This window comes from Leisingera sp. ANG-M1, from assembly GCF_000813745.1.
Lineage (GTDB): Bacteria > Pseudomonadota > Alphaproteobacteria > Rhodobacterales > Rhodobacteraceae > Leisingera.
The window spans coordinates 49,067-68,588 of record NZ_JWLC01000004.1; the positions used below are offsets into that span (position 1 = coordinate 49,067).

26 protein-coding genes are annotated in these 19,522 nt (G+C 63.1%); 15 read left to right on the forward strand and 11 right to left on the reverse strand.

The annotated features are described in order from the left end of the window. Positions 1–25: 25 nt before the first annotated feature. The 3 genes from cbiB to RA19_RS02085 all read right to left on the reverse strand — a co-directional run bounded on the left by cbiB (position 26) and on the right by RA19_RS02085 (position 3,021). The gene (gene cbiB, locus RA19_RS02075) at positions 26–937 is read right to left on the reverse strand and encodes an adenosylcobinamide-phosphate synthase CbiB (RefSeq protein ID WP_039159114.1); all 912 of its coding nucleotides are present in this window, start codon (positions 935–937) and stop codon (positions 26–28) included. Then, a complete protein-coding gene (locus tag RA19_RS02080) occupies positions 934–1,896 on the reverse strand; it encodes an aminotransferase class I/II-fold pyridoxal phosphate-dependent enzyme (RefSeq protein WP_039159117.1) in 963 nt (320 codons plus the stop codon). The genes cbiB and RA19_RS02080 overlap by 4 nt, the downstream gene beginning before the upstream one ends. 150 nt (positions 1,897–2,046) lie before the next feature. Next, the gene (locus RA19_RS02085) at positions 2,047–3,021 is read right to left on the reverse strand and encodes a glutathione S-transferase family protein (RefSeq protein WP_039159119.1); all 975 of its coding nucleotides are present in this window, start codon (positions 3,019–3,021) and stop codon (positions 2,047–2,049) included. Positions 3,022–3,236: 215 nt separating this feature from the next. On the opposite strand from RA19_RS02085, the gene RA19_RS02090 reads away from it, so the two are divergent. Continuing rightward, the gene (locus tag RA19_RS02090; protein WP_039159120.1) at positions 3,237–3,605 is read left to right on the forward strand and encodes a hypothetical protein; all 369 of its coding nucleotides are present in this window, start codon (positions 3,237–3,239) and stop codon (positions 3,603–3,605) included. Positions 3,606–3,612: 7 nt separating this feature from the next. Here RA19_RS02090 and RA19_RS02095 read toward each other — a convergent pair whose 3' ends face one another. Together RA19_RS02095 and RA19_RS02100 are read right to left on the reverse strand one after the other, a co-directional pair. Beyond that, positions 3,613–4,143: a L,D-transpeptidase family protein gene (locus tag RA19_RS02095; RefSeq protein ID WP_039159121.1), complete on the reverse strand. Its 531-nt coding sequence runs from the start codon at positions 4,141–4,143 to the stop codon at positions 3,613–3,615. A 1-nt stretch (position 4,144) separates the two neighbouring features. Continuing rightward, positions 4,145–5,317, reverse strand: coding sequence for a MalY/PatB family protein (locus RA19_RS02100; RefSeq protein WP_039159122.1), 1,173 nt, complete (start codon positions 5,315–5,317; stop codon positions 4,145–4,147). Between the two features lie 99 nt (positions 5,318–5,416). On the opposite strand from RA19_RS02100, the gene def (RA19_RS02105) reads away from it, so the two are divergent. The 6 genes from def (RA19_RS02105) to RA19_RS02130 all read left to right on the forward strand — a co-directional run bounded on the left by def (RA19_RS02105) (position 5,417) and on the right by RA19_RS02130 (position 9,148). Further along, positions 5,417–5,935 (forward strand): peptide deformylase, encoded by a 519-nt coding sequence (gene def / locus RA19_RS02105; protein ID WP_039159229.1) that lies wholly within the window; start codon positions 5,417–5,419, stop codon positions 5,933–5,935. A 13-nt stretch (positions 5,936–5,948) separates the two neighbouring features. Further along, complete coding sequence (gene def, locus RA19_RS02110) at positions 5,949–6,446, forward strand: peptide deformylase (RefSeq protein ID WP_039159123.1); 498 nt, start codon at positions 5,949–5,951, stop codon at positions 6,444–6,446. Between the two features lie 166 nt (positions 6,447–6,612). Further along, on the forward strand, positions 6,613–7,518 hold the full coding sequence (gene fmt / locus RA19_RS02115) for a methionyl-tRNA formyltransferase (RefSeq protein WP_039159125.1): 906 nt from the start codon (positions 6,613–6,615) through the stop codon (positions 7,516–7,518). 24 nt (positions 7,519–7,542) lie between these two features. Then, positions 7,543–7,779, forward strand: a complete 237-nt coding sequence (locus tag RA19_RS02120; RefSeq protein WP_039159127.1) for a hypothetical protein — start codon at positions 7,543–7,545, stop codon at positions 7,777–7,779. A gap of 9 nt (positions 7,780–7,788) precedes the next feature. Beyond that, entirely contained in the window at positions 7,789–8,025 is a 237-nt protein-coding gene (locus tag RA19_RS02125; protein ID WP_039159129.1) for a GlsB/YeaQ/YmgE family stress response membrane protein, read from the forward strand. A 130-nt stretch (positions 8,026–8,155) separates the two neighbouring features. Next, positions 8,156–9,148: a glycosyltransferase family 2 protein gene (locus tag RA19_RS02130; protein ID WP_052261608.1), complete on the forward strand. Its 993-nt coding sequence runs from the start codon at positions 8,156–8,158 to the stop codon at positions 9,146–9,148. Between the two features lie 15 nt (positions 9,149–9,163). Here the strand turns inward: RA19_RS02130 and RA19_RS02135 are convergent, their stop codons facing one another. From RA19_RS02135 to ispH, 5 genes are all read right to left on the reverse strand, one after another. Next, a complete protein-coding gene (locus RA19_RS02135; RefSeq protein WP_039159131.1) occupies positions 9,164–9,787 on the reverse strand; it encodes a trimeric intracellular cation channel family protein in 624 nt (207 codons plus the stop codon). Positions 9,788–9,803: 16 nt separating this feature from the next. Then, the gene (gene rnhA / locus RA19_RS02140) at positions 9,804–10,268 is read right to left on the reverse strand and encodes a ribonuclease HI (RefSeq protein ID WP_039159133.1); all 465 of its coding nucleotides are present in this window, start codon (positions 10,266–10,268) and stop codon (positions 9,804–9,806) included. Then, a complete protein-coding gene (locus RA19_RS02145) occupies positions 10,261–10,860 on the reverse strand; it encodes a class I SAM-dependent DNA methyltransferase (protein ID WP_039159135.1) in 600 nt (199 codons plus the stop codon). Before RA19_RS02145 ends, rnhA begins: the two co-directional genes overlap by 8 nt. 23 nt (positions 10,861–10,883) lie before the next feature. Next, entirely contained in the window at positions 10,884–11,498 is a 615-nt protein-coding gene (locus RA19_RS02150; protein WP_039159137.1) for a LysE family translocator, read from the reverse strand. Positions 11,499–11,600: 102 nt separating this feature from the next. Continuing rightward, entirely contained in the window at positions 11,601–12,551 is a 951-nt protein-coding gene (ispH, locus tag RA19_RS02155; protein WP_039159138.1) for a 4-hydroxy-3-methylbut-2-enyl diphosphate reductase, read from the reverse strand. 140 nt (positions 12,552–12,691) lie between these two features. Here ispH and RA19_RS02160 point away from each other — a divergent pair, with 140 nt between their 5' ends. Next, the gene (locus RA19_RS02160) at positions 12,692–13,156 is read left to right on the forward strand and encodes a c-type cytochrome (RefSeq protein ID WP_039159139.1); all 465 of its coding nucleotides are present in this window, start codon (positions 12,692–12,694) and stop codon (positions 13,154–13,156) included. 62 nt (positions 13,157–13,218) lie between these two features. Here RA19_RS02160 and RA19_RS02165 read toward each other — a convergent pair whose 3' ends face one another. Then, positions 13,219–13,788 carry a LabA-like NYN domain-containing protein gene (locus RA19_RS02165; RefSeq protein ID WP_039159141.1) on the reverse strand — a complete coding sequence of 190 codons (570 nt, stop codon included), beginning with the start codon at positions 13,786–13,788 and terminating at the stop codon, positions 13,219–13,221. A 137-nt stretch (positions 13,789–13,925) separates the two neighbouring features. On the opposite strand from RA19_RS02165, the gene folK reads away from it, so the two are divergent. The 7 genes from folK to acpS all read left to right on the forward strand — a co-directional run bounded on the left by folK (position 13,926) and on the right by acpS (position 19,513). Continuing rightward, the gene (gene folK, locus RA19_RS02170) at positions 13,926–14,495 is read left to right on the forward strand and encodes a 2-amino-4-hydroxy-6-hydroxymethyldihydropteridine diphosphokinase (RefSeq protein ID WP_039159143.1); all 570 of its coding nucleotides are present in this window, start codon (positions 13,926–13,928) and stop codon (positions 14,493–14,495) included. A 93-nt stretch (positions 14,496–14,588) separates the two neighbouring features. Continuing rightward, positions 14,589–14,942, forward strand: a complete 354-nt coding sequence (gene rpoZ, locus RA19_RS02175) for a DNA-directed RNA polymerase subunit omega (protein ID WP_039125464.1) — start codon at positions 14,589–14,591, stop codon at positions 14,940–14,942. 38 nt (positions 14,943–14,980) lie between these two features. Further along, positions 14,981–17,113 carry a RelA/SpoT family protein gene (locus RA19_RS02180; RefSeq protein ID WP_039159145.1) on the forward strand — a complete coding sequence of 711 codons (2,133 nt, stop codon included), beginning with the start codon at positions 14,981–14,983 and terminating at the stop codon, positions 17,111–17,113. 55 nt (positions 17,114–17,168) lie between these two features. Continuing rightward, positions 17,169–17,810 (forward strand): DUF2062 domain-containing protein, encoded by a 642-nt coding sequence (locus tag RA19_RS02185; RefSeq protein WP_039159147.1) that lies wholly within the window; start codon positions 17,169–17,171, stop codon positions 17,808–17,810. A gap of 101 nt (positions 17,811–17,911) precedes the next feature. Beyond that, entirely contained in the window at positions 17,912–18,658 is a 747-nt protein-coding gene (locus tag RA19_RS02190; protein WP_039159149.1) for a pyridoxine 5'-phosphate synthase, read from the forward strand. 7 nt (positions 18,659–18,665) lie between these two features. Further along, on the forward strand, positions 18,666–19,085 hold the full coding sequence (locus RA19_RS02195; protein WP_152615660.1) for an ABZJ_00895 family protein: 420 nt from the start codon (positions 18,666–18,668) through the stop codon (positions 19,083–19,085). Next, positions 19,082–19,513: a holo-ACP synthase gene (acpS, locus tag RA19_RS02200; RefSeq protein ID WP_039159153.1), complete on the forward strand. Its 432-nt coding sequence runs from the start codon at positions 19,082–19,084 to the stop codon at positions 19,511–19,513. The genes RA19_RS02195 and acpS overlap by 4 nt, the downstream gene beginning before the upstream one ends. Positions 19,514–19,522 lie beyond the last annotated feature (9 nt).

The following is a 19,522-nucleotide window of genomic DNA, read 5'->3' on the forward strand; positions in this document are numbered from 1 at the left end:
TACCGCTCCCACAGGATCTTATGTGCTAGAAAATCACCGAAATGGCAACTGTCAGGGCAATCGCAAGCCCCCAGGCCTGCCACAGCAGGGTGACCGAACGGGTAATGGTTTCGGCGTTGGCGCTTTTGGTGCCGTTTGCGTTGACCCAAGCAAAGTCGCGCATCTGCCCGTCATAGGAGCGCGGGCCTGCCAAAGACGTGCCCAAGGCGCGGGCCATGGCAGCCTCGGGCCAGCCGGCATTGGGGGAGCGGTGCTGGCGGGCGTCCGCGGCAATTGCGCCCCAATGCTGCAGCTGGCCGCCGGCCAGGGCAATCAGCAGCCCGGTCAGACGGGCCGGGATCAGGTTCAGCAGGTCATCCAGCCGGGCAGAGGCCCAGCCGAAATCCTCATACCGGTCATTGCGGTAGCCGATCATGCTGTCGGCGGTGTTGACCATCTTGTAGATGATCAGCCCTGGAAGGCCGGCAATCAGGAACCAAAAGGCCGGGGCGATGACGCCGTCCGACATGTTCTCGGCGCCGCTTTCGACGGCCGAGCGGGCGGCCTGCGGGGCGGTCATGCTGTCCGTGTCACGGCTGACGATCATCGCGACTGCTTTGCGGCCCTCAGCCAGGCTGCTCTGCAGCCCCTTGGCCACCGCCGCCACATGCTCAGTCAGGGACCGCTGGGCGATCAGGACCGCCGCAACCAGGATTTCCACCAGGGCGCCGGGCAGCGACAGCAGCTTGCCTGCAGCGAAGCCGCACAGCACCAGGACCGCAGCGGCGGCCACGCCATTGGCACGGCGGCTGAGCCCCGTGTTGAGCTTGCGGTCAAGAAAGCCGACCAGCCTGCCCATCAGCACTGCCGGGTGGGTGACGCGGGACCACAGCCACTTGGGCTCGCCAAAGACGGCATCCAGCAGCAGGGCGATCACCAGCATCGCGGCAGTGGTCATAATGCGGCCTCCAGGCGCTCCCAGCCGTCTGCAGGCGGCAGGCCGAGGCGCAGATAGGTTTTGGAATAGGGGAAGATGCGGCTCCAGATTTGATGCCGGGCCAGCTTGCGCTGCCAGGCGGCGGCATCATCCACATTGTATAGCCGGAACAGATCGGTACCGCCCGCCAGGCTGGCGCCTTTGGCAAGCACGATCTTGTCCAAGCGGGCGGCATCCTGTGCGAGCCTGGCGCGGGTGGTCTCGGCCCAGGCTTGATCCCGCAACGCCAGAACGCCAGTGCGCAGGGCGGGGCCGGAGACTGCCCAGGGGCCCTGCCAGCTGGAGAGTTCGCTGATCAGCTTGGGGTCGCCGATGGCAAAACCCAGACGCATTCCCGCAAGCCCCCAGAACTTGCCAAAGCTCTTCAGTACAACAACGCCCGGGCGCGCGGCCATGCGGATCAGGCTCTCGCCTGGGCAGACGTCGCAGAAGCTCTCGTCGATAACGGTGAGCGGCGCGTTGAGCTGGTCTTCGCGCCACATACGGCCGTCGGGGTTGTTCGGGTGCACCGCCACGCGGGCCTCGGCGGGGCCGTCGACGCGGATAATCCAGCCGCGGGCCTCAAAGGCGGCGGCGTGTTCGTTGTAGGTCGGCTTGGTGATCTGCACCCAGCGCGGATCGGCCAGGGCCGGAATGGCTGCGATCAGAGCCGAGGCGCCGGGAGCAGCCAGCAGGGCTGCCTGGTCCGGGATGTTCCAGAACGCCCGTGCGGCCTGTTCCAGTTCCGCCAGTGCAGCCGCATCCGGCAGGGCGTTCCAATCCGCGGCGGTGAACTCCGGCAGCGGATAGGGATGCGGGTTGATGCCCGTGGACAGGTCCATCCAACCGCTGCGGGCGCCGCCGAATTCAGCCATGGCGGCGCTCAGATTGCCGCCGTGATCCCGGGGCGGAGTTTCATTGTCGAGCAGGGGGTCAAGCATCGCGGAAGCCACCGGTGAAACATTCTCTCCGAACAGGTCGGATGCCGTATGAGACACAGTGGTTAATAAAGCAACCTAGCCCGTGCGTGAACTCCCTATTTGACGCGGCATTTGCAAATCTGACGCCAATTGGCGTCAGATTGCTGCAGCTCATCCGCGACGGTGCGGCTCCATCCAGTTGATCTCCGGATTGATCGGAATGATCCGGTGCGGGTTGATGGTGTCATGGCTGTAGTAATAGTGGCGCACGATGTGCTGCATGCCGACTGTTTCCGCCACGCCAGGCCATTGATACAGCTCGCGGACGTAGGCCCAGAGGTTTGGATAATCCACCAGCCGCTTCCGGTTGCATTTGAAATGCACGTGATAGACTGGATCAAAGCGCAACAGGGTCGTCAACAGCCGCCAGTCAGCCTCGGTCACCCGGTCGCCCAGCAGATAGCGGTGCTGCGACAGCAGGTCCTCCAGCCAGTCCAGGCTGTCGAAAAGCGGCCCGATGGCAGCGTCATAGGCCTCCTGGGTGGTAGCAAAGCCGCATTTGTAGACGCCATTGTTGACACTGTCGTAGATACGGGCGTTGACCGCCTCGATCGGCTCGCGCAGCTCCTCGGGCCAATAGTCATCATCGTTGCCGGTGATATCGTTGAATGCCGCGTTGAACATCCGGATGATTTCGGAGCTTTCGTTGGAGACAATGGTGTTCTGCTGTTTGTCCCACAGCACAGGCACCGTCACACGGCCGGTATAGCCGGCATCGGCGCGGGTGTAGATCTGATGCATATGCGTGCTGCCAAACAGCGCATCGCCGGTGGCGCCGTTGTCATCCGTCTCGAAGGTCCAGCCCTCGCCCAGCATGTCGGGATGCACGGCGGAGACGGAAATATGCTCTTCCAGCCCCTTCAGTTTGCGGAAGATCAGGGTGCGGTGGGCCCAGGGGCAGGCCAGCGAAATATAGAGATGGTAACGCCCGCTTTCCGCCTTGAAGCCGCCTTCACCCGAAGGGCCTGCGCTGCCGTCAGCCGTAATCCAGTTGCGGAACTGCGATTCGCTGCGTTTGAAGGCGCCGCCGGTGGATTTGGTGTCATACCACTTGTCGTGCCACTTGCCGTCGATCAAAAGGCCCATCGCTTGTGCTCCCGCTGCTGTGCTGAGGGGAACATATGCGGGGCAGGGCTTTGCGCCTATGCACCCGAGCGCGCAACGGCTCTGCGCCACTGCACAAGAGCAACAAAATTGCGCGACCGTCAAATTTCCGAAAATGTTCACTTGATTTTATCTATTTGTGACGCACCGTTGAATAGAAGACGCAAGGAAACCCCAGCACTTGGAAGGCCGGAAATATGAACACCTATGTGCCCAAAGCTGTACAGGACGCGCTGGACACCGCCCGCCTTCAGGGGATGAAGAAGAAAAGCCGTCTGCGGGTGATGGCGGATGACCAGCTGATCCCGGTTCTGCGGATGTGGAAGGATGGCTTCTCGGTCGAGGCCAATGCCGCGCCGATGCTGCGCGGGCTGGTCGACATCTACGATGGCGCCCGCCATATGTCGCAATGCTTGATCGTCGCCAGCGAGGAAGAGGGCGGCGAGATGCGCTATGAGTTCAAACGCTCTACCCCGGCCGCGGATCAGGCGCCTGTTGATTTCTACAAATCGCCCGACGCGCCGGCGGGACTGATCCCTTTCGACCAGTCGCAAGGCAAGATCTGAACCCGCGTCAGGGGCGGATTTCCACCTCTGTTCCGATCTGGGTCAGGCGCCAGAGCGTCTCCATCTGCTCATTGCTGACGGCGATGCAGCCCGCGGTCCAATCGCCGGGCAGTGTGATCAGATTGCCGACTGAGTTCGGCTGCCCGTGAATGAAGATATCGCCGCCGGGGCTGACACCGGCCGCCTGCGCACGGGCGCGGTCTTCGGGCTGCGGATAATTGATCCCCAGCGATAGGTGATAGGCGCTGTTTGGGTTGCGCCGGTCGATCAGAAAGACGCCCTCGGGCGTCTTGCCATCGCCTTCCTGCTTCTTATCGCCATCGGGGGTGAAACCAAGTGCGATGGGGAACTCCAGCACTGTTTCGCCGCCGCGGCTGGCGGTCAGGCGGCGGGCGGATTTCTCGATCAGGATACGGTCGATCCGGTCTACCGCCGCGCCGAGCGGCGGCGGTGCCGGGCGCGGCGCAAAGGCCTGCCAGGCCATCCAGGCGGCGCCGGTCAGAAGAACCAGCGCCAAGAGGCGCAGCAGGCGCTTCACGTTACTGCAGGTCCGAGAAGGCTTCGGCCAGGCGCTGGCAGGCTTCCTCGATCCGCGACCGCTGGGTGCCCAGGTTGAAACGCAGATAGTTCTCCCCGCCGGTGCCGAATGTAGTGCCGTGGTTGGCGGCGATCTTGGCGGTCTGTTCGACCCGTGCAGTGAACTCGCTGCGCTCCATGCCGGTGCCGGAAAAGTCGACCCAGGCCAGATAGGTGGCCTCCAGCGGCATCGACTTCAGGCCGGGGATGCCGGCGATGGCCGCATCAAATACCTTGCGGTTCTCATTGATATAGGCGACCTGGGCATCGGCCCATTCGGCCCCCTCCGGCGAGTAGGCCGCGGCGGTTGCCAGCTGCCCGACCGAGTTCGGCGCCAGCGACAGCGCCGTGATGCGCTGTTTGAACTTCGCGCGCAGGTCAGGGTCGGGGATGATCACCTGGCCGGTGTGGAGGCCGGCGATGTTGAAAGTCTTGGAGGGGGCCGTCAGCATCAAGAGCCGGTCCATGATCTCGGGTGCGGCCAGCGGCATCGGGATATGCTTAGCGCTGCCAAACACCAGGTCGTGGTGGATTTCATCCGAGATGATCAGCAGGTTGTGCCGCTTGGCAAAATCGGCCACGCCCTGTAGTTCTTCCTGCGTCCAGACCCGGCCGCCGGGGTTATGCGGCGAGCAGAGGATCAGCATCGTCTCCTTGCCGGTCATCTGCGCGTCATAAGCGGCAAAATCCATCTCGTAGCGGCCATCGTTGTTGACCAGCTCGCATTCCACCACCTCGCGGCCGGCAGCCCGGATCACGCGGGCAAAAGCATGGTAGACTGGGGTGAACAGCACCACGCCGTCGCCTGCCTCGGTGAAGGTATCCAGACACAGGCCAACCCCGTTGCACAGGCCGGTGGCGGTGAAGATCGCGTCTGCCTCAACATCCCAGCCGTGGCGGGTGTTCATCCACCAGCGGATCGAGTCCTTATAGACGCCGTCGCAATCGGTGTAGCCGAACACGCCGTGGTCCGCCATTTCGCGGATCTTGCGCAGCACCGGTGCAGGCGCCTGGAAATCGGTGTCCGCCACCCACATCGGCAGCCCGGTATCCGAAGGCACGCCATAGATGCGCTCCATCGAGTCCCATTTGTTGCTGAGGGTGCCGCGGCGGTCGATGTTCTCGTCAAAATTCATGTGGTGAACTCCCGTATGGTTGCTTGCGAAGCTAGCGGCTGCGGCTGCACGTGCAAGGGGGGCGTTGCGGTAAACCGGCTGATCGCATAAATGAACCTCATGAAACGACCGATCCTGATCCATCCCGATCCCCGCCTGAAGAAGGTCTGCGCACCTGTGGCCGACCTCAGCGATGACTTGCGCGTGCTGGCGGATGACATGCTGGAAACCATGTATGCCGCGCCCGGTGTTGGCCTGGCGGCGCCGCAGATCGGCATCCTGCAGCGGCTGATTGTGCTGGATTGCGTCAAGGAAGAGGACGGCGAACCGCGCCCCTTGGTCATGTTCAACCCGCAGATCATCTCCGCTTCGGACGAAACCAACGTCTATGAGGAAGGCTGCCTGTCGATCCCGGATCAATATGCCGAGGTGACCCGCCCCAAGGTGGTCGAGGTCGAATGGATGGACCGCGACGGCAATGCGCAGCGGGAGGCGTTTGACGGCCTCTGGGCGACCTGCGTGCAGCATGAGATCGACCATTTGGACGGCAAGCTGTTCATTGATTACCTGAAGCCGCTGAAGCGCCAGATGATCACCCGCAAGATGCAGAAGCTGAAGCGCGAACGCGCCCGCGCCTGAGGGAACCACAGCCATGACTGTCCGCACCTGCCTGCCCTGGCCTGACAAGCGCCTGCGCTCCAAGGCCGAAGACGTGACTGAGATCACCGACGAGATCCGCCAGATCTGGAACGACATGGTCGACACCATGGACGCCATGCCGGGGGTTGGCCTGGCGGGCAACCAGATTGGAGTAATGCTGCGGCTGGCAGTGGTGGATGGCTCTACCGAGCGCGGCAAGGCGGTGAAACTGGCCAACCCCGAGATCCTGCACTCCTCAATCGAGCTGCGCGAGCATGACGAGGCCAGCCCCAACCTGCCGGGAGTCTCGGCCAAGATCAAACGCCCGCGGGCGGTCACCGTCCGCTACATGAACGAGCAGGGCATGATCGACCGCCGCGACTTCGTCGGCATCGAGGCGACTTCGGTGCAGCACCAGATCGACCATCTGAACGGCAAGATGTATTTCGACCGCCTCAGCAAGGTGAAGCGCGACATGCTGATCCGCAAGGCGAAGAAGTTGAACGGCTAAAGGCCGGATTTCCATTCCCCGGGCTGTCTGCGGCCCGGTTCGCGCCCGGCCCCTCCCCCAGGGCAGGTGCGAAACGCCCACCCCGGGACCGGGCGCGAACCTCTTGTTGCGCTGGAAGGCCCCGCCGGATGTGCGGCAAGGCAGCGGGGCAGGGACGGGAACGCCGATGCGCATCATCTTTATGGGAACCCCCGACTTCTCGGTGCCGGTGCTGGACGCACTGGTGGAAGCCGGGCACGAAATTGCCGCCGTTTACTGCCAGCCGCCCCGGCCTGCAGGCCGCGGCAAGAAAGACCGGCCCCCCCCCGTCCACGCCCGCGCCGCGGCCTTGGGGCTGGAGGTGCGCCATCCGGTATCGCTGAGAGGGGCGGAAGAGCAGGAAGCTTTTGCTGCGTTGAATGCGGATGTTGCTGTAGTGGTGGCTTACGGGCTGATCCTGCCGCAGCCGGTGCTGGATGCACCCGAGCACGGCTGTCTGAATATTCACGCCAGCCTCTTGCCGCGCTGGCGCGGCGCCGCGCCGATTCACCGGGCGATCATGGCAGGCGATGCGGAAACCGGCATCTGCATCATGCAAATGGAGGCCGGGCTGGATACCGGTCCGGTGCTCCTGCGCGAGGCCACACCCATTGGGCCCGTGGAAACCACAGCCCAGCTGCATGACCGGTTGTCGGAGATGGGTGCGGGCCTGATTGTCGAGGCTCTGACCCGACTGCCAGAACTGGAGCCGGAGGTGCAGCCTGAGGAAGGCGTTATCTACGCCGAAAAGATCGATAAGGCCGAAGCGCAGATCGACTGGACTCGGCCGGCAGCAGAAGTCGACCGCAAGATCCGCGGCCTGTCGCCCTTCCCCGGCGCCTGGTGCGAGACCGAAGGCCAGCGGGTTAAGCTGCTGGCCTCTAGGCTGGCAGAAGGGCAGGGACAGCCCGGGGAAGTGCTGGATGATGCGTTGACAATTGCTTGCGGTGAAGGGGCCGTGCAGCTGCTGCGCTTGCAACGGGCAGGTAAAAGCGCGCAGGATCCGGATGTATTCCTGCGCGGCTTCCCGCTTCCCAAGGGCAGCCGCCTGTAACCGGACTGCAGCGGGAGGCGCGTGATGATCCTGACCCTGATGGGCACCGTGGTGATTGCCGGCATTGTCGGCTACGCGGCCGAGCGCAGCGGTTTCACCAGCAACGGCTACGTGCAGTCGATCATAATCTGCACCGGAGGCGCCTTCTTGTTCTACTTTGTGCGGCTGATGTTCGGCATCGGTTTCAGCGCGCCGGGCTGGAACGCCATCGCTTCCTCAATCGGGGCGCTGGTGATCGTGCCCACCCATTGGCGCAAGTAGGAGGCTGACATGCCCATCATCGCCCTGATCATCATTGGCGCCGCCGCAGGGTTTCTCGCGACCCGGCTGATGCGGCTGGAAACCGGTATCATCCCCACAGTTTGCATCGGCATGGCGGGTGCGCTGATCGGCGGCCTGGTGCTGCGGTTCCTGATGACCGTCATGGGGTTCATGGCGGGTTTCGTGGGCGCGGTGCTGGGGGCGCTTTTGCTGATCTGGCTCTGGCAGCGCTACGCGGGCAGATAACCCTGCCTGCGGCGCGCAGGCCACAGATTGCAAAGGCAGGTGTAATTTCTGCTGCGCTGCACGGCTGAATGGTTAATGTATCATTAACGGCCGCAAAAAGCGGCGGACCCGAGGCAGAGAGCATTTGCAGATGAACCAGGAAAGCGGCCAGCCCGGCGCGCCCAAAGTGGTGGTTGTGACCACCATGAAGGATGAAGGCGCCTATATCCTCGATTGGATCAGCCATTACAAATCCATCGGCGTCACCGATTTTGTCATTTTCACCAATGACTGCTCGGATCCGACCGACCATATCCTGCGCTGCCTGAACCGGATGGGGGTGGTGCAGCACCGCTTCAACCGGGTGATGCGGCGGGGGCCGCACAAAAGCGCGCTGATGTGGGCGGAATACGAGCCGGCAGTGGCTGCGGCCGATTGGGTGCTGGTTGTTGATGTCGATGAATACCTGCAGATCAATTCAGGCGATGGCACGCTGCCGGGGCTGCTGGCAGAACGGGCGGACGCGGACGCGGTGTCTTTCGTGTGGCGTATATTCGGCAATGCGGGTGTCTCGCAGGTGGATCATCCGCCGGTGCCGCAGGCCTTTACCCGTGCCGAGCCGGAAGCAGGTGCCCCGGGCGAGCACCGCTTTTTCAAGACCGTTCACCGCAACAATGGCAAGTTTCACCGGATGGGGGTTCACCGCCCGTTCCTGGCGGTGCCGCCGCAGGAGGTGAACTGGCAGCTGGCCGATGGCACCCGGATGCCGGAAGAGGAGCTTGAAGGGGCGCTGCACGTGCGCGGCGGCTACGGCTATGAAGGCGCGCAGCTTAACCATTATGCGCTGCGGTCTCGCGACGGTTTCCTGAACAAAAAGGCCCGGGGACGGGCAAACCATTTCACGTCTTCGATCGAGCCTGGCTATTGGCACCGGTTTGACCGGAACGAAGAAGAAGACCGGCGCCTGGCGGATCGTTTCGAAGCAGCGCTGGCGGTCAAAGAAAAGCTGCTGCGCGATGCAGCCCTGCGCGAGCAGCATGAGGCAGCGCTGACCTGGCACCGCCGCAAAGGGCGCAAGGCACGGATCAGTCAGGAGGGGCAGGAATTCCTCGAATTGCTGAAGGTCAGCGAGGATGCCGCCTGAACCAGGCTTGGCTGCTCAGCTGCGCGGGGGGCGGCTTTTATAAACCGGCAAGTGCCAGCCGAACAGAATGGAGCCTGCGCGCAGGCTCCAGCACACCGCGGCGCAGCTCAGCAGCGCCAGCCCCAGTTCCAGCCCCAGCCAGATCGCCAGGACCGCGCTGATGGCGCCGGCCATGGCGCAGGAGATATATAGCTCTCCTTGTTTCAGCACCAAGGGCACCTCGTTGCAGACCACGTCCCGCATCAAACCGCCCAGGGTACCGGTGGCCATACCCATCAGCACGGTGATCACGGGCGGGCTGTCCAGCGCAATTGCAGCGCCTGTCCCCGCGGGGACAGCCACCGATAATGCAAAACTGTCGAGCCAGACCACCCAGCGCAACCGGCTTTCCAGGAGGTGCGCGGTAAAGAACACCGCCACCGCCGCGCTGGCGGCCAGCAGGATGTAGTTCGGGTTGCTGATCCAGAAAACCGGGTTACGGTCCAGCAGCAGGTCCCGCACAGTGCCGCCGCCAAGCGCAGTAAGGCAGGCGACAAAGGCGAAGCCGACAATGTCCAGCTGCGCCCGGCTGGCCACCAATGCGCCGGTCAGGGCAAAGATCAGCACAGAGGCGTAGTCCAGCAGCGCCAGGAATGTCATCCGCGCGCCCTGCGCATCAGGCGCTTTTCTTCTTTTTGAACGGCGCCATGCCGACGCGGGCCAGCTCGTCGGCGCGCTCGTTTTCCGGGTGGCCTGCGTGGCCTTTGACCCATTCCCAAGTCACTTTGTGGCGGGCCTGCGCCTCGTCCAGCCGCTGCCACAGCTCGACGTTCTTGACCGGCTTCTTGTTCGAGGTTTTCCAGCCGTTTTTCTTCCAGCCGAAGATCCAGCCGGTGACGCCGTTCTTCACATAGGCCGAGTCGGTGACCACGGTGATCACTGACGGGCGGGCCAGGCTTTCCAGCGCATTGATCGCGGCCAGAAGCTCCATCCGGTTATTGGTGGTCTCCGCCTCGCCGCCCTGCAGTTCTTTTTCTTTTACGATGGTTTCACCATCCATGGCGCGCAAGAGCACACCCCAGCCGCCGGGGCCGGGATTGCCGGAGCAAGCGCCGTCGGTATAAGCAAATAAATCAGGCATGCGCCGTCAGTACTACGAACTCCTGGTCGGTGCCAGCCAGTCCTTTGCCTTTTCCACGGCGGCTGCCGAGGACCGTGAAACCGGCGGTTTGAAGGTGCCCGCGCAGCTCCTCTTCGCTGTGGTAGGCATAGAACCGGCCCAGCTCGTCCCGGCCTTCGCTTTCGCCCAGTTTCATCGACAGGCATAGGGTGCCGCCGGCGGTCAGCGCCTTGTGGACGGCGGCCAGATGGACGGGCAGCTCGGCCCGGGGCACATGCAGCAGGCTGAAATAGGCCCAGATGCCGTCAAAGACGCCTTCGGCATCCAAGGCGTCAAACCCCGCGGTGATGACCTCGATCCCATAGGCGGTGCGGGCGGCCTCGGCCATTTCCGGCGAGGCGTCAAGGGCGGCCACCCGGTAGCCCGCATCGCGGAAGCGGGCGGCCCATTGTCCGGGGCCGCAGCCGAGATCCAGCACCGTGCCCTGGGCGGGCAACCGGGCGGTGAAGGTTTGGAAATCCGCAGCTTCACCGTCGTCCATGCTGCCAGCAAAGCGCTCGGCATATTCGGCGGCGTTGTCGTCATAGACGTCAATGGTTCTGTCGTCGCTCATCGGATTTCCTCCAGGCCGGTTGTTCAGGCGCGTTCCAGTGCGAGACGGGCGGCAAGACCTGCAAACACGCCGGCAAAGCCGCGATTCAGCCACTTCAGCACCCGCTCACTGGTCAGAAGGTAGCTGCGGGCCTGGGCGGCGAACAGCCCGTAAAGCACAAAGATGGCAAAGGTCATGGCCATGAACACCAGGCCGAGCATCGACATCTCCAGCGTGGCGCTGGCGGGGTCGCCGCTGAGGAAGGGTGGCAGCAGCGCCAGGAAGAACACCGACAGCTTGGGGTTCAGAATGTTGATAAGCGCCCCGCGCCAGGAGATTTTCCAGCCGGGCTGGCTGGTGCGCTTGGAGGTCACGGCGAGGGCGCCACCGCTACGCAGGGCCTGCCAGGCGAGATACAGCAGATAGGCGACGCCTGCGGCTTTGACGATCTGGAACAGGAGAGCCGAGCTGTGCAGCACGGCGGCCAGCCCCAGGGTGGCGGCGGCAAGGTGCGGGATAATCCCGATGGTGCAGCCAAGCGCGGCCCAGACGGCGGCGCGGCGGCCTTGGCCCAGCCCCAGGGCCAGCGTGTAGATGACGCCGGTGCCGGGGGCGAGGACAACGACAAAGGCAGTAATCAGAAAATGCAGGGTAATCATGAATGCGGCTCCAGAAAGTAAGTCCGAATGCTACGGCATAACATGGCTAGCCTGCGGCGGGCGGCTTTTCTGTGACCTTGTTCGCACTAAGGGCGAGTTATGTCACGCAGTTTCACGCAAAACGCGGGGCACTTTGAACTCCACGGTTTCGACGGCGGTTTCCACGACTTCGACGGTGACGTCATACCGTTCGCGGAAAGCGTCGATCACCTCGTTGACCAGCAGTTCCGGGGCCGAGGCGCCGGCGGTGATCGCCACCGAGCGGATTCCCTCCAGCGCCCGCCAGTCGATATTTTCAGCGCGCTGCACCAGCTGGGCATAATCGCAGCCGTTCTTGGCGCCGACCTCAACCAGGCGGCGGGAATTGGAGGAATTGGGCGCGCCGACCACTAGCAAGGCGTCCGCCTTGGGGGCCACCGACTTCACCGCTTCCTGGCGGTTGGTGGTGGCGTAGCAGATGTCTTCCTTGTGCGGGCCAACGATCTGAGGGAAGCGCTCTTCCAGCGCCGCGACGATGCCTTTGGTGTCATCCACCGACAGGGTGGTCTGGGTGACATAGGCGAGGCTGTCGGGGTTGCGCACCTCGACTGTGGACACGTCCTCGACGGTTTCCACCAGCAGCACCTCGCCCTCAGGCAGCTGGCCCATGGTGCCGATTGTTTCGGGGTGGCCCTTGTGGCCGATCATGATCATCTGCAGCCCGGCTTCGGCGTGGCGCTGGGCCTCGATATGCACCTTGGAGACCAGCGGGCAGGTGGCATCCACATAGACCATTTCCCGCGCCTCGGCGGCGGCGGGGACCGATTTCGGCACACCGTGGGCGGAGAAGATCACCGGGCGGTCGTCGGGGCATTCGTCCAGCTCCTCGACGAAGACCGCACCCTTGTCGCGCAAGGAGTCGACCACGTATTTGTTGTGCACAATCTCATGGCGCACATAGACCGGCGCGCCCCATTTCCCGATCGCCATTTCGACAATCTTGATGGCGCGGTCGACACCGGCGCAAAAGCCGCGCGGGGCGGCGAGGTAAAGGGTCAGGGCTGGCTTGGTCATTGGCGTCTCCTTGCGCAGCAGAGGTAAGCGGTCCAGGCGCCAAGGTCTAGGGCCAGTTGGGCCTCACGGGTTTGTGATTGGAGCTTCCTGCGGAGGAAGGCGGCAGAGAGCTGCGGGTCGGAACGGCAAGAGAGGCAGGTATGAAATGGATATTCGGCGGCGCTGCCGTTGCAGTGCTGGCAGGCGGCGGGTTTTACTGGCTGGCAGGGGCGGACGCGCGCGCGGCCGGAATTCTGCCTTATGAAGATCCTGAGGCTGTAAAGGCCGGTGCAGTGATCTATCAGGACTATTGCGCCAGCTGCCATGGCGCGGATCTGCAAGGCGAGGCCAATTGGCAGGAGCGGGATGCCGAGGGCTATCTGCCCGCGCCGCCGCATGATGCAACTGGCCATACCTGGCATCATCCGGATGCGCAGCTGCTGGCGATCACCAGGTTCGGCGTGGCGCCGCTGGCCGGCAACGGCTACCGCAGCCGCATGGGTGGTTACGAGGGCGTGCTGAGCGAACAGGAGATGCTGGCGGTGCTGGCCTATATCAAGAGCAGCTGGCCACCAGAGGTCATTGCCCGCCACAACCAGATCAACTCCCAGGCCGGAGACGGGTAATTTGCGGGCAGGCGCCGCCCCATCCCGGCGCCTGGTCCAATGTCATAAAGCGCGTGCGGCGGTCAGCCGTGCGCAACCGTTGCCGAGCGCGGGTCGTTCTGCTCGCGCGGCGGGCGGCCGATCACATCGCGCAGCTCTTCCAGCTCGATGAAATTGTCGGCCTGGCGGCGCAGGTCGTCCGAGATCATCGGCGGCTGGCTGCGGATGGTCGAAACCACCGAAACCCGCACACCCTGGCGCTGCAGGCTGGCAATCAGCGGGCGGAAATCCCCATCGCCTGAGAACAGCACGATATGGTCGACCCGCGGTGCCAGCTCCATGGCATCGACAGTAAGCTCGATGTCCATATTGCCCTTCACTTTGCGGCGGCCCATGCTGTCTGTGTATTCCTTGGCCGGTTTGGTGACCATGGTGAAGCCGTTGTAATGCAGCCAGTCCACCAGCGGCCGGATCGGCGAATACTCGTCGTTCTCCAGCAGGGCGGTGTAATAAAAGGCCCGCAACAGCTTGCCGCGGCGCATGAATTCTTGCCGCAACAGCTTGTAGTCGATGTCGAACCCAAGCGCCTTGGCCGCGGCGTACAGGTTCGACCCGTCTATGAACAGCGCAAGCCGTTCGTCTTTGTAAAACATCAAATGTTCCTTCCGGTATATCCGCCTCGGCCAGGTGTTCCGTGAGTGAATGCTTGAAATCGGCGAAACGGGTGGACTTAATGTAAGTTATTTGTCATCTGCCGCAAGTATACTGCCATTCTGAAATAGGGTCAAAAATGGCCGCAAACCGGAAAATGTCGCTAATCGCACTGGGCGGCAACCTGCCAGTTGACGCTAATGCGCCTCAAGTCACCTTGTCAAAGGCTATTTCTGCGCTTCAATCGGCGGAAGTTGTCCTGCGGAGCGTGTCGCGTTTCTTCCAGACGCCCTGCTTTCCGGCGGGTGCCGGACCGGACTATGTGAACGCGGCAGTGGCGGTGGAAACCTCGCTGTCGGCAGGCGCTTTGCTGGCCCGGCTGCATGAGATCGAAGCGGAGTTTTCCCGGGTGCGCGACCAGCGCTGGGCAGGGCGCACACTGGATCTGGACCTGCTGGATTGCGGCGGTGCCGTGCTGCCTGATGCCGAGGGCTTCTCCCGCTGGCAAAAGCTGCCGCTGGAAGACCAGATGAAAGAGGCGCCGGGACAGCTGATCCTGCCGCATCCGCGCATCCAGGACCGCGCCTTTGTGCTGGTGCCGCTGTGCGATATCGCGTCCCGCTGGCACCATCCGGTGCTGCGGAAAACCGCAGCTGAGATGCTGGCGGATTTGCCGCCGGAAGAGATGGCGGAAGTAAAGCCGCTGTAACCCGTCCAATGCGGCGCTTTCCGCCCTTGTCAAGAGAAAGATTTGGGCGTAAATGTCTGCCTTCTGGACCCGGAATGAATTGGAGAGTCGCTCATGGCCCGCGTGACGGTTGAAGATTGCGTAGATAAGGTGCCCAACCGCTTTGAGCTGGTGATGCTGGCAGCGCACCGCGCCCGCGAAATTTCGGCAGGTGCCCCGATCACCGTTGAGCGTGACAACGACAAGAACCCGGTCGTGTCCCTGCGTGAGATTGCCGATGAGACCCAAAGCGCCGATGATCTGCGCGAGCGTCTGATCGAGAGCAACCAGACCCAGATCGAAGTCGACGAGCCGGAAGAAGATTCCATGGCTCTGCTGATGGGTGCGGACGGCGACAAACCCGCTGAAGACGATATGTCGGAAGAGAAACTGCTGCGCGCACTGATGGAGGCCCAGGGCCAGGGCTGAGGCGCGCGCCTATAGAATTTTGAGGCTGCGGACCGGACATGATTTCCCCTGACGACCTGATTGCTCTGGTCCGCAACTACAATCCCAAGACCAATGCGGACAGGATCGCCGAAGCCTATGACTTTGGCGAGCAGATGCATGACGGGCAATTCCGCCACTCGGGCGAGCCCTATTTCACGCATCCGGTGGCAGTTGCCGCGATCCTGACCGAACAGCGCCTGGATGATGCAACCATCATTACTGCGCTGCTGCATGACACAATCGAAGATACCAAGGCTTCCTATGAGGAGGTTGAGCGCCGCTTTGGCGGCGAGGTGGCGATGCTGGTCGATGGCGTCACCAAGCTGACCAATCTGCAGCTGTCCAGCCGCGAGACCAAGCAGGCCGAAAACTTCCGCAAGCTGTTCATGGCGATGTCCAAGGACCTGCGGGTGATCCTGGTCAAGCTTGCCGACCGTCTGCACAACATGCGCACGATCAAGGCGATGCGCCCGGAAAAGCAGGCGCAGAAGGCGCGCGAGACCATGGATATCTATGCGCCGCTGGCAGGCCGCATGGGGATGCAGTGGATGCGCGAGGAGCTGGAGGATCTGGCCTTCCGTGTGCTGAACGCCGAGGGGCGTCAGTCGATCATCCGCCGCTTTGTCACCCTGCAGCGCGAGACCGGCGACGTGATCCATCGCATCACCGGCGATATGCGCGGTGAGCTGGAAAAGGCGGGGATCGAAGCCGAGGTATTCGGCCGCGCCAAGAAACCCTATTCGATCTGGCGCAAGATGCAGGCCAAGGATCAGGGCTTTTCGCGGCTGTCCGATATCTACGGATTCCGGGTGATCACCCTCTCTGAGGAAGACGCCTACCGGGCGCTGGGCGCAATTCACCAGCGTTGGCGGGCGGTGCCTGGGCGGTTCAAAGACTACATCAGCCAGCCGAAATCGAACGGCTACCGCTCGATCCACACCACGGTGTCGGGCCGCGACGGCAAGCGGGTGGAGGTGCAGATCCGCACCCGCCAAATGCATGATGTGGCGGAAACCGGGGTGGCAGCGCATTGGTCCTACCGGGACGGTGTGCGTTCGGAAAACCCCTTTGCGGTTGATCCGGCCAAGTGGATCGCCTCGCTGACCGAACAGTTCGACGCCGAGGACGACCACGACGAATTCCTCGAGGCTGTGAAGCTCGAAATGTATTCGGACCAGGTGTTCTGCTTCACGCCGAAGGGCGATGTGATCAAGCTGCCCAAGGGCGCGACGCCGATCGACTTTGCCTATGCCATCCACACCCGCATCGGCAGCTCCTGCGTCGGCGCCAAGGTGGACGGCATCCGGGTGCCGCTGTGGACCCGGCTGAGGAACGGCCAGTCGGTAGATGTGATTACGGCCGAGGGCCAGACCCCGCAGGTGAGCTGGCTGGAGATTGCCACCACCGGCAAGGCCCGCACCGCGATCCGCCGGTCCCTGCGCGAGGCAGACCGGGCGCGGTTTGTGAAGCTGGGGCATGAGCTGGCCCGTTCGGCCTTCGAACATGTGGGCAAGAAAGCCACCGACAAGGCGCTGGAAACGGCTGCCCGCGCCCTGCGGGCCAGCGATGTTGCTGAACTTTTGGCGCGTCTCGGCGCCGCCGAAATCACCGCGCATGACGTGGTGCAGTCGGTCTACCCGGAACTGACCACTGGCGATGGCGATGAAATCTCGCCGCGCCGGGCGGTGATCGGCCTGCAGCCGGGCCAGAGCTTTGAGCGCGCGCCCTGCTGCCAGCCGCTGCCGGGCGAGCGCATCATCGGCATTACCTACCGCGGCCGCGGTGTGGTGGTGCATGCCGCCGATTGCGACCGCTTGGGCGAATTTGAGGATCAGGTGGAGCGCTGGGTCGACGTGCAGTGGCACAGCGGCACCCACCCGGCAGTCTATGGCACCACGCTGGAGCTGACAATCGGCAATGACGCCGGCGTGCTGGGTCGCATTTGCACATTGATCGGCGAGAAAAAGGCCAATATTTCAGATCTGGAATTTGTTGACAGGAAACCAGACTTTTACCGGCTTATGATCAATGTGGAGTTGCGGGATGTGGAGCAGCTGCACTCGCTGATGCTGACGCTCGAAGCGGAAAGCGACGTTGCCGCGGTAGCGCGGTTCCGGGAACGGCCGGAAGAGCGTCATTTTCCGGGGTAAGCCGCTGAAATTTTGAGCCGCTCACTCGGCCGGGAACTGGGAAGGACGCACAGCTTTGGTATTCAGGCGCCGGGACAGACGTCCGCCCCTCCGGGCGCTGGCAGACTTCCTCTGGCCGCGCGGCGGCTGGGGCAGGGCGTTCTTGTACGTGAAACACCGGGTGCGCCGCCTTCCCGATTCGCCTGAGCGCATCGCCCGCGGCATCTGGGCCGGCGTCTTTACCACTTTCACCCCGTTCTACGGGCTGCATTTCATTGTCGCGGCACTGATTGCGCGGGTGATGAACGGCAATATCCTCGCCTCGCTGAGCGCCACCTTTTTCGGCAACCCGCTGACCTATGTGCCGATTGGCGTGGCGTCCTTGCAAACCGGTCATTGGCTGCTGGGGACCGAGTTCGACGAGAAAGTCGACAAATCCCTGGTTGGCAAGTTCATGGATGCGGGCAAGGACCTGAAGGACAATCTGTTTGCCCTGTTCATGGACCAGCCCGCCGACTGGCAGGGGCTTCACCTGTTCTACAACGAAGTGTTCTATCCCTACATGATCGGCGGCATTATCCCGGGGATCATTTCGGCCACCGTGTGTTATGTGCTGAGCCTGCCGGCGATCCGGTTTTACCAGCAGCGCCGCCGGGCCAAGATCAAGGCCAAATTCGAGGCGATCAAGCAGCGTGCGGACATTGGCTCCGGCTCCTGATCCTGCTGGATTGTACCATTATTGCCTGCAAGCTTGCTCTTGTGCGCTGTCTGTCTAGTCTTGGGCTAAGGCTTTGACTTCAGAGGGATGAGACAGCTCTCATGACACAGAACCACTTGCGGCTGGGTGTGAACATCGACCATGTTGCCACCGTGCGCAACGCCCGCGGCGGCGCCTATCCCGACCCGATCCGGGCGGCAAAGCTGGCCGAGGAAGCCGGCGCCGACGGCATCACTGCCCACCTGCGCGAAGACCGCCGCCATATCACCGATGCCGACATCGACGGGCTTATGGAGGCGCTGACGGTGCCGCTGAATTTCGAGATGGCGGCGACCGAGGAAATGCAGAAGATCGCTCTGCGCCACAAGCCGCACGCAGTGTGCATCGTGCCGGAGAAGCGCGAGGAGCGCACCACCGAGGGCGGGCTGGAAGTGGCCCGCGAAGAAAACCGCCTCGCGCACTACATTGCGCCGCTGCGGGATGCGGGCTGCCGGGTGTCGATCTTCATCGCGGCCGACCAGAAGCAGATCGAAGCCGCGCACCGGATCGGTGCCGAGGTGATCGAGCTGCACACCGGCGCCTATTGCGATTTCCATGCCGAGGGCAAGTTTGCCGAGCGCGACCGCGAACTGAAAGCGCTGCGCGAGATGTCCGCATTTGCCCATTCGCTGGGGCTTGAGGTTCACGCAGGCCATGGCCTGACCTACGATACAGTGCAGCCGGTTGCTGCCTTTCCGGAGGTGCGCGAGCTGAACATTGGCCATTTCCTGATTGGTGAGGCTATATTCCGCGGACTGGTGCCGGCTGTGCAGGAAATGCGCCGGCTGATGGATGAAGCGCGGGGGTGAGTCTGCAATGCAAGTCAATTTGATCCGCTACGGGCTGATCTGGATGGCGGCCTCGGTCGGGATGATGCTGCTCGGCCTGCTGCTGGCGCAGTTCGGAGTCGGCATGCCGGCCGGGCTGGCCACCGTGCTGCCGCCGATGGTGGCGGCGGTCATGGAAGGCATGCGCATCGCCCAGGCGACCCGTGAACCCCTGGCGGGCAAGGCTGCCTGGAGAAACGCGGCAGCGATGACCGGGGTTGTGGCGGTGCTGACCATCGTCCAACTGCCGCTCTACTGGAACAACCCGGTGATTGTGGAAGCGCGCCAGACCATTCCGCTGGTGTTCCTCGCGGGCATCTTTGTCCTGCTGCTGGCCGTCATCCTGATGGTCAACCGTCTGTTCCTGGGCCACGGCATCAAACTGGGGCTGAAGCGGCTGGAAGAATGATCCTTGGGGTTGGAACCGATCTTGCCAGTATTGAGCGTATCCAGCGCACGCTGGACCGCTTTGGCGACCGCTTCCGCAACCGGGTTTTCACCGAAACCGAACAGCGCAAAGCGGAACGCCGCCGCGACGTGGCCGGCACCTATGCCAAACGCTGGGCCGCCAAGGAGGCCTGCTCCAAGGCGCTGGGCACTGGCTTGCGCATGGGGATCGCCTGGAAGGATATGGCGGTCAGCAACCTGCGCAGCGGCCAGCCGGTGATGCATGTGACCGGCTGGGCCGCCGAGCGGCTGCGCGAGATGACACCGCCCGGCCATGAGGCGGTGATCCACGTGACTTTGACCGATGACCACCCTTGGGCGCAGGCCTTTGTGGTGATCGAGGCGCTCCCCAAGGCTCAAGACCCTGCGGAAAAGCCCGCAGGAACTTGACTTGCCCCC